This window comes from Microcystis sp. T1-4 (assembly GCF_000297435.1).
Taxonomy (GTDB): domain Bacteria; phylum Cyanobacteriota; class Cyanobacteriia; order Cyanobacteriales; family Microcystaceae; genus Microcystis.
The window spans coordinates 1-8,965 of record NZ_CAIP01000197.1; the positions used below are offsets into that span (position 1 = coordinate 1).

At 36.5% G+C, this 8,965-nt stretch carries 11 protein-coding genes; all 11 read right to left on the reverse strand.

What is annotated here, in order from left to right; all coding sequences use genetic code 11:
- Positions 1-166: 166 nt before the first annotated feature.
- Positions 167-1,015, reverse strand: a complete 849-nt coding sequence (locus MICAI_RS12510) for a glycosyltransferase family 2 protein (protein WP_008202388.1) — start codon at positions 1,013-1,015, stop codon at positions 167-169.
- Between the two features lie 2 nt (positions 1,016-1,017).
- The gene (locus MICAI_RS12515) at positions 1,018-1,965 is read right to left on the reverse strand and encodes a class I SAM-dependent methyltransferase (RefSeq protein WP_008202390.1); all 948 of its coding nucleotides are present in this window, start codon (positions 1,963-1,965) and stop codon (positions 1,018-1,020) included.
- 43 nt (positions 1,966-2,008) lie between these two features.
- A complete protein-coding gene (locus MICAI_RS22535) occupies positions 2,009-2,923 on the reverse strand; it encodes an FkbM family methyltransferase (RefSeq protein ID WP_008202392.1) in 915 nt (304 codons plus the stop codon).
- 60 nt (positions 2,924-2,983) lie between these two features.
- Positions 2,984-3,358 (reverse strand): polysaccharide biosynthesis C-terminal domain-containing protein, encoded by a 375-nt coding sequence (locus tag MICAI_RS26440; RefSeq protein ID WP_051011175.1) that lies wholly within the window; start codon positions 3,356-3,358, stop codon positions 2,984-2,986.
- On the reverse strand, positions 3,336-3,638 hold the full coding sequence (locus MICAI_RS26445) for an oligosaccharide flippase family protein (protein WP_051011176.1): 303 nt from the start codon (positions 3,636-3,638) through the stop codon (positions 3,336-3,338). Before MICAI_RS26445 ends, MICAI_RS26440 begins: the two co-directional genes overlap by 23 nt.
- A gap of 300 nt (positions 3,639-3,938) precedes the next feature.
- On the reverse strand, positions 3,939-4,337 hold the full coding sequence (locus MICAI_RS12535; protein ID WP_008202395.1) for an FkbM family methyltransferase: 399 nt from the start codon (positions 4,335-4,337) through the stop codon (positions 3,939-3,941).
- A gap of 122 nt (positions 4,338-4,459) precedes the next feature.
- Positions 4,460-5,209 carry a class I SAM-dependent methyltransferase gene (locus MICAI_RS12540; protein WP_008202397.1) on the reverse strand — a complete coding sequence of 250 codons (750 nt, stop codon included), beginning with the start codon at positions 5,207-5,209 and terminating at the stop codon, positions 4,460-4,462.
- Between the two features lie 444 nt (positions 5,210-5,653).
- Entirely contained in the window at positions 5,654-7,189 is a 1,536-nt protein-coding gene (locus MICAI_RS12545) for an oligosaccharide flippase family protein (protein ID WP_008202400.1), read from the reverse strand.
- A gap of 31 nt (positions 7,190-7,220) precedes the next feature.
- Complete coding sequence (locus MICAI_RS12550; protein WP_008202402.1) at positions 7,221-7,679, reverse strand: FkbM family methyltransferase; 459 nt, start codon at positions 7,677-7,679, stop codon at positions 7,221-7,223.
- 398 nt (positions 7,680-8,077) lie between these two features.
- Complete coding sequence (locus MICAI_RS12555; protein ID WP_008202405.1) at positions 8,078-8,356, reverse strand: hypothetical protein; 279 nt, start codon at positions 8,354-8,356, stop codon at positions 8,078-8,080.
- 84 nt (positions 8,357-8,440) lie between these two features.
- Positions 8,441-8,824, reverse strand: coding sequence for a hypothetical protein (locus tag MICAI_RS12560; protein ID WP_008202408.1), 384 nt, complete (start codon positions 8,822-8,824; stop codon positions 8,441-8,443).
- Positions 8,825-8,965: the final 141 nt, after the last annotated feature.

Here is an 8,965-nt window from a genome sequence, read left to right on the forward strand (position 1 = left end):
GTACATAAGCTGGCACAAAGAACAAGGGCAACAAAGCCTGAAACGACCGGCTACTGACGACCGGCTACTGACTCCTAACCCCACCAATACACTTTTTCAGCAAACCCTAATTGAGAATGAACAAAGGTTTTATGAGGGTTTCAGGTGGTGCCATGCCGACGTCAATCTATTTTTTTTTTTTCGAGGTACCCTTTAGTATTGCAAAAACACATCCTTTCCAAACCCTTGTTATGTTTAAGAGAATCCAGGGTTTAGGGCATACCAAAATGACAAACACTGTCCAATGTATTGGGTTAACAGGATTTTTATTAGAAAAATAGCTTTGAACAAATTTGCCAAAATTATTATTTTCTAAAGATGGTAATTTATTGATAAAATTACTCTCATGTAAGTAGATTTTTAATTCAGGATTTACCAGAAGTTTTATTTTTTTTTTATATGCCCTAATGGTGAATTCATAATCCGATAAATAGTGAGGTAAAATTGTCGGATAAAAGTCACCAATAGTGAGCAAATCAGAAAATCTTAAAAATAAACTTCTGGTTGGTAGGCAGTTGATTTCTTCTGCTGAGGTAGTAGTTTTAAAAGTCATTGATTTCAAGTCAGCTTTTACCCCTTGATTTACTACACTTACAGTATCTGGTTGAAAACCTTGTGCGGAAACAAGTGTCTTTTGTGAATATTGTAAGATATTTATTGCCTTTTCTATGAAAGACCGATCAAAAGTAACATCATCGTTAGCCATCAAGACTATATCGGTGGCTTTAACATTATTATTCTTTAACCAACTGACACCCTGCTGTAAACCACCAGCCCACCACCAATTTCCATTTCCCTTGATGACTGTCAGAGACTCAATCTGACTTCTAACCATCTCTTCAGTCCCATCAATAGAACCGTCATCAACCAAGATAAGGTGATAATTGGTGTAGGTTTGTGATTTCAAACATTCAACAAACTTCTGAGTGATATTTCGACGGTTGCAAACTGGGAGAATAATATAAACTTTATCCATAATTATTGCCTCTTTTTCAGGAAAAACACATAATTATCTCCTTGACCTATGCTATCACAAAACCGTGTAATTAGGTGATTGACTTTAGTTTTGTGAATAGCGGCTAGAAGCTTAAGTGCTAATCTCTGCTTAAAGCTTCGTTCCTCCTTAAAAGACCAAAATGCAGATGGTACGTCCATATGTGGAAATAACATTAGGTGTATCCACTGATACAGTAACCATTCAGAACTGGTTAAAGTTTTAACTTGTTCCACCGTTAATCCAGCTTGCTCAGATGCCAGTTGCATTGATTGTACCGAGAAGAACTGAAGGTGATAGGGGGCGTGCCAATTAATCCACCGATGCCCAAAAACACTAGCTCCCCATCCATTAGAGTTGGGCGTAGTCAATATTGCTATTCCCCCTGGCTTTAAAACCCTAGCAATGCCACGTAGAGTTACTATAGGATTGGTAACATGTTCAATAACTTGATCCATAGTTATGTAGTCAAAAAAATCTGGTTTATATAGATTCGGATCAAATAACCCAACGTGCACTTTATAGTTAAATTTCTCAGCTACGCGGCGAATGTTTTCGTCGGCTTCGACCCCATAAACATCACAGCCACGGGACTCGTGATATCCCAAAGATTCGCCAAAACCACAACCAATATCTAAAATACGAACATTTTGGGGTATCCAACGAAAAGCTGAGGAATAGGAACCGTTCATCCAAGCTTTAAAAGCGTTAATCTCTTTATGAGGCTGATACTGTTCAAGAACGTATTTCGAGCGTGGGTAGAACTTCGTATAAAGTTCAGCCAAAACTTCTGGTGTAAATTCTCCTTTTAAGTGTTTGTGACCGCAGACAGAACACTTGGCAAGAAAAAAGTTTCCTGGGTAGCCGTATCTATCATCGTATAGCGGTAGATTATTTAAAGCAGCTGAAGAAAGACAAATTGGGCATTTCATGATTTTGATTACTTAAGGAATTTCCATAGATTAAATTATTTAATTATTCAGTTAGTTCAATTGGCTCAACTAAGGTTTTACAGTTCCTATCATGGTATTCTCTATCTACATGAATAAAGTAGTAATTATAATACTCATCTGAATGCTTTTCAAATGGTTCTAATGAGGCTTTAATAGAATTAAAAACGAATGCTTTATAGCCATAAGACAGGATTGATTCAATTGTCTGTTCTGGATTTAGATTTGAGGTTTCTCCACCATAAATTTCTACAAACAAATCTGGTTTTAAATTGTTTAAGACATTCTCAGCACCCTTGATAACTTCTGTTTCTAAACCTTCTACATCAATCTTTATTAAAGAAATTTTTGAAATTTCATTCTCCTTGACAAATTCATCAATAGTTGTTACCGGTACTTGAACTCGATTAACCACTTTTTTTCGCTTAGTATCCTTGAGAGAGCTATAAGCATTATCTTCACATTCAAAGAAAGTAATACTACAAATCTTATCCGAGACAGCTTTAGGCACCACAATTACTTTATTTGCCAGAGAATTTTTAATTATATTCTTCCTTAAAATACTCGCAGTTCCTGGAGATGGTTCAAAAGCATAGATCTTAGTGTTTTTACCAGACCTTGCTAATTTCATAGAATGAAGACCAATATTAGCTCCTATGTCTAATACAATAGGAGCGCTATCTTCTAATAGTATCTTGCTCAAGAAGATAATTTCATTTTCTTCAAAGCTACCTTGAAAAAACAATTGTTTACCTATAACTGATGAATAACAATACTCTATTTCAAGACCATCAATTGTCTCTAAAATTCTTTGATTATCTATATCTATCTTGAAACCTAATAGATTTTGGATGATTGTTTGCTTGAACAGATCATCTCCGAAATAACGATGAATACGACCTCTTAGTTTTCTGTGAAGCTTCCAAAAGAGATTTTTCATGGCTCTAAATCTTTTAATGTTTAATAAATTACATCTTTCATTTCTTGTCAATTTTATGGTTTATAGTAGTATTCTATTTTTTATGTTGGAGAGATAGATTAAGTTGTGATTGAGGCGAAAATGAATTAAAAATGCTTTAGTTACCATCCATGCACTCCTGTATAAAAATGGGAAAAACAGATATAGACCATATAGCGCAAATCCATAAGAGATCACTGTTGCAATTGCTGCTCCAAGACGTCCATAATGAGGGATGAGAAGAAAATTTAATCCAACATTGGCAATAGCACCTAATGAGGTTCTTGCAAAGGTTAACAGAGTCATATTTTCCACCATCATCCACTGATTAAACGCTATCCCTACAAAGACAATAGGTCTCGACCAGATGTGCCATACCAGAATTCGACCAGCTTTAGTATATTCCTTGCCGAGCAAATTTGTCAACATAAGGAACTGAAACAAAAGTCATGGGAACTGCGATCACCAATGCTATCCAAGCCATGAGATCGTACAGTTGTTGTAGTCTAGCATAATATTCCTCTCTACTCCGCTGCTTTGCTCGAATAATTGCTGGAAATGCCGAGGAACAAATTGCTATAGCAATAAAATACCAAATCTCTGAAAATCTGACCGCCGCCGCATAGTTTCCCACTGCTTGAGCATTTGCCATATTACCGAGCATAAGTCGATCGATCTTCATGTAAATCGGGAGCATCTCATTTATGCAAGTGAGTAATTATACTTGTCCCTAAAACTGATTTCTAGCAAGGCTTTTAAAATAGCTTGACATAAAACCTGATTTAGAGGTTACAAAGGTGAGATGCTCCCTGTAAATCGTTACCATGACACCCGATAGGATCAGCGGCCATGAATCTCCCAGCAATATCTTTGACTATCTGCCAATCTAAATCTGGGGGCGATTCATCGGTAAAATCGGGAAAAGCTATGACTGGTTTAGCGATTTTTGGCTTTGCTGATTTGAGATATGAATTTTCTTTTGTGGGATTTTTAAAACCTAGACCCAAACTAACTTTTGGATGGGTGCAAGGTTGTTATTCATACCTTGATTCAGCAACGCCGCTTTTGACATTTCATCCGTAATTTCTATTAACAGTCGAGAGATTTTTGGGGATTGAAACATTTCCAGCATTCTCTTGAGTATAAGGTATTCTCCACCTTCAGCATCAAGTTTCATTAAATCTATATGCTGTACATTATTCTTTTGTAACCAGGTAGAGCCTTGAAAAAGTTGAACTGGTATTGTCTTAAATTTATCGGGATCCGCTGAAGAATGAATAATGTCGCCCAATGAGTGATAAACTTCCATTCCTGGTGCGCCTGAATTGAATTCTACAATCTCATCTTTTTCTCCAAAACCGGCCTGATGTATTTCAATGTTATTAAATTTGTTCAACTCCTTATTTTTTCAGTTAATTTAAGTTGATTTTGCCGAAAAAGATTTTGATCTAATCTTAATCTGCAGGTGATCGCTCTTGTTACCCTTCTTGAAAAAAATTTTAGGTTGTTCATGCAATGTCAGTTATGTCTTGCTTGCTGTTGTATAAGTTCATCTGTCAACATTTCATTGTCAAGTTTAGTCCTCGAAGCAATAAATATAGAACGACTCAAACCTTGATGTTTTTCTGGATGACTCCAGTCTAGAGGAAATTGCTCATGATTAGGTTGTGTTCTAGGGATGTAAACATAATCAAAATGATTTTGTAAACGAGAAAATATCCATCGTCGTGTCGGACGACATCCCAGACCAGAAAAAGCCTGAGTAGGGTTAGTTTGTATTTCTTTGACAGGATTTATCTGTTCATTATCACCAAAAGAAACACAAGTTTCTAAAAAAAGAATTTTTTGACAAGATTGACTTAGAAAGTCCAAGGCCAAATCAGGATTTTTCAAATGGTAGAGTAATCCATAGCAATGAACTACATCAAATGGACTATTTTCAATTGGCTGAGGAGAATCCAAATCTAATCTCAAGATATTAACTCCAGGGTAACGCAAGACAAGATAATCTTGATTATCTTGTCTTGTTTCTGTTATCGTAATTTGGCACTCTCTGTCTAGATAGTAGTGAGAGTGATCACCTATCCCTGCTCCTACTTCAAGTACTGACATACCTCTTACGGGTATGTTAAGGCTGGCCAAATGTTCAAGTCGTCTTGCATTATGCCTTAAATAAGCATTTGAGTGAAAGTAAAGAACAGGAGCATTATTTTTAACTATTTTGTATCCCAGGTATTTAAAAGTCTCCTGAATAATATTTTTGAACATGACTTAAATCCTCTAAGGTTCCTATGTTTATGTTTATCGGAATATACGGGCTTTTTAGTAACTCAAAAGCTTTCTAGGAAAAAAATTCTTGAATTTTTTTCCTAGAAATCGTGGTTACTGTCTAGATGGTTAGGGAGTAAATAAGGTTTTAGCCTTCCCCCTATAAAACTGGGCGGCTAAAGTCACAGCAGTGCGATAACGTGTCTGAAACCCGCCTTGTTCCCAATACCTTCCCAAACTTCCATCCTATTGTATCATACCTACTGGTCAATGACAACCTCGGCTCGTAAATGATTATGTAGCAGATGAAAGGTTCCACAGAAGATATTCTACCGACAGGGCATATTCTATAGCAATCTTAAATGAGATATACGAGTATATTTGCTTGGAAAATATAGAAACAGCTTTTTAGATAAACATATCAATCAGTTTAACATTGGTTGACTAACGCTCTTTTGACATATTCAGCTTACCACAAAAAAGCAAAATAGCTCTACTTAAAGTTTTTGTTCTACCCGTACTACCAAAACATTTGTTTTCTAGATAATAAACAAATAAGATTCCAGAAAAACAAAAAATTATTAAAGAGGTAAATTGTGTGATCAATGTAGCTTTGATTGAATTGTTTACAAGGTGAATAAAAGTAGCTACAATCATTAAAATAATAGATGATATTAAGGGTTGGATTGTCCATTTGCTGAAAGTCAACCAATTCATATTATTATGAGCATGGCGCAACAAGTAAATGACTCCTACAATCATCATCAATTGTCCGATAACTGCATATTTAAACCCAAAATTTAGTGATAAAAAAACGAAAAAGGGAAAATAGAATAGGCCAGTAATTATAACATAAATCCAGTTTTGCTTTGCATTTCCTTTACTTAAATTAAAAAAGAATGTGACTATAGCTTGTGCATGAATATAGCCTACCCAGCAAAAAATAAACAACTGAAAACTAGCTTTGCTAGAAAATCCAGCATTGACCATAATAGTCAATAAGGCTGGACCTGCAATAATTAGTCCTGAATAGACAAAACCTGCAATTAACCCAATAAACCAGCGCAAGCGGTCTTCTATTTGTTCTGCTACCACTTCTAATTTATCTCCTTGAGCTGAGAGCATGGGAAATAAGTAGGAAGACTGCCCAGCTAACATTTGGTGAACTGTTTTATAAATTCTTTGAGCAAAGGTGTAAAAAGGTAAGGAAGAGCTGCCAAATACAGAAGTTAAAAATATTTTATCAACACCATCAAAAAATATAACTTGTATCTGAGTCATGTAAACCCATTTTCCAAAAGACCAAAGCTCAATAAACATAGCTTGATGCCAGGAAGGACGTGTCAAAAATCCCAGGATTTTAGTGACTATAAACCCCGTACATAAACAATTTAGGAAAGATAGAGTTAAACTAATTATTCCCAAGGTTAAAATATTGGGAAAGGCTTTCAAAAAAGTGATTCCCAAAATACCATTGGCTAACATAAAAGCAGTGTTGAGCTTTGTTTGCCAGTCAAATCTTTGAAGAGAAGTGAGAAATATATTAAAATAACCAGTGATTTGTTGTAACAAAAATGCTAATCCTAATAATATACAGTACCAGCGCCCTATATCAGCATTTCCTTCATATTTACTCCACTGAACAATCCAAGCAGAACCGAAAGCGAAAATACAAAACCCAAACAATCCAAAAGCGAGAGAAGTTGTAAAACAGACACCAGCTATTTTCTGAATTTCTTGATAATTCTTTTCTTCATGAGCGCGACTAATCAACCGGGTTGCAGCCGCACCCAGTCCCAAACCGCTAAAGGTGTTGTTAATGCCAACAATAGTCGCAATGGCAATGGCAAATCCAGCCTCCGCTTCTCCCAACCAGCGAATCGTTAACCCGGCAAACAGAAATCCTAAGATGGCTGTCATTAGAGAACCGATGGCAGTCCACTTAGAATTATTAACAGCTTTGGCAAGTAGATTGCTCAACTAAATAGGCTCCTTTTTGATCCCGCTCTAATTACATAACATCAGTGTTCTTAAATATAGCATCCATTTGCAGTATTTCTGAAGGATTTTCGTTGTATCGCCATTCAAATCCTTTGCCAACCATAATATATTTATTCTCTTCTAGTAGTTTGATGATTTCCCATAGATAGGGTTGCTCTCGATAAAACTGACGAAATGATAATTCAATCACTAAGTATTTAGATTTTTTTAGCAAATTTATACTACCCTTTAAAACCTCAAGCTCAAAACCTTGAACATCTAGTTTAATTACATCAGGGATTGGTAGATCATCACTGGCATATATTGCATCTAAAATTCTAATTTCTACTTCCTCCTGCTCTTGCTGGTTTTGTGAAATACTATTAGGAAAATACTTATTTTGTTGTTCATAATCAATAAAAGATGCTGAAGCAGTTCCTCCTTTAATTAATAACTTATCTTCCCTTTCACCTAAACCACACTGGTACATAACTTTAGTAACCCCAGGTAAGGGTCAAGATTGCAATTTATCCTGATACTGAGATTGGGGTTCAAAAAAAACCACGTGTTCTAAAGTGGGACTCATTTGACTTAAAACATAGGTCCAGTGACCGGCATTTGCCCCTATATCGCAGAGATACTTTGGTTGCACGAATTTAAGCAATACATCTATGGTATCAAAACAATCAACATACCGAAATATCATAGGGTCACATCCAAAATATTCGATTCTTTTCGATAGCCGAAACATCCTACTCGAGAGACCTTTTAACAGTTTAGCCAACAATAGTTTTTGTTCCATGATAGTCTATCAATTATTTTGTCAATTAGTTTCACAAAAGGTTAGGTTAAATTGTCGAGACGCAATCGCCGCCATTTTCCTCAAGCTTATGACTGATTTTCTGGTTTAATTTGCCGAATCAAATAGCGAACTTCTGACAGCAAAACCTCAAAACGCTTGTCTGACTCTTCCTGTCTTTGTCTCATTTCATCCATATCACGCTGTTGCTGTGCTGCGATTTGTAGCAAAGCTTGTGCCGTCAATCTTACTCCTTCTACTGATTCTCTCAATTCCGAAACTGATTCTTTAATTTCGGAAAGCGAGTCTGCTAATTCATCTAGCATTTCATCTGTCCATCTCCTCCGTTCCCCATCCCTTCTTGTCATGGCTTGTTTTTCTCCCTTCTCAGTCTCAGGAGCTGCTTAAACTGTAGATAATTATAGACGCAATCGCCGCCAGTCGCGCCAAGCTTACGATTGATTTTCTGGCTTAAGTTGCCGAATCAGATGGCGGACTTCTGACAGCAAAACCTCAAAACGCTTGTCTGACTCTTCCTGTCTTTGTCTCATTTCAGCAATTTCTGCTCTCCTTGCTTCATTTTCTCGTTGTTGCTGTGCGGCAATTTGTAGCAAAGCTTGTGCCGTCAATCTTACTCCTTCTACTGAATCTTTGATGTCCGAAACTGATTCTCTCAATTCTGAAACCGATTCCCGCAATTCCGAAACTAATTCTCTCAATTCTGAAACCGATTCCCGCAATTCCGAAACTGAGTCTTTGACTCCCGAAACTGAGTTTGCCAATTCATCTAGCATCTCATCTGTCCATCTAGACTGTCCAGCTGAGCTTCTGGTCATGGCTGGCTTTTCTCCTTTTTTAATAACTGTTTATAATTCATCTATTATCGACGCAATCGCCAGCAATTTCCCAACATATTTCCTCTCTAAGCATAACGGTTGCTACCGTAGTACACAATCAGCTAAATTGTAAAGCTGTAT

Bases quoted from the DNA above. Each gene is read 5' to 3' on its own strand.
- MICAI_RS12510 (WP_008202388.1), bottom strand. From the start codon at position 1,015: ATGGATAAAGTTTATATTATTCTCCCAGTTTGCAACCGTCGAAATATC.
- MICAI_RS12515 (WP_008202390.1), bottom strand. From the start codon at position 1,965: ATGAAATGCCCAATTTGTCTTTCTTCAGCTGCTTTAAATAATCTACCG.
- MICAI_RS22535 (WP_008202392.1), bottom strand. From the start codon at position 2,923: ATGAAAAATCTCTTTTGGAAGCTTCACAGAAAACTAAGAGGTCGTATT.
- MICAI_RS26445 (WP_051011176.1), bottom strand. From the start codon at position 3,638: ATGCTCCCGATTTACATGAAGATCGATCGACTTATGCTCGGTAATATG.
- MICAI_RS12540 (WP_008202397.1), bottom strand. From the start codon at position 5,209: ATGTTCAAAAATATTATTCAGGAGACTTTTAAATACCTGGGATACAAA.
- MICAI_RS12550 (WP_008202402.1), bottom strand. From the start codon at position 7,679: ATGTACCAGTGTGGTTTAGGTGAAAGGGAAGATAAGTTATTAATTAAA.
- MICAI_RS12555 (WP_008202405.1), bottom strand. From the start codon at position 8,356: ATGACAAGAAGGGATGGGGAACGGAGGAGATGGACAGATGAAATGCTA.
- MICAI_RS12560 (WP_008202408.1), bottom strand. From the start codon at position 8,824: ATGACCAGAAGCTCAGCTGGACAGTCTAGATGGACAGATGAGATGCTA.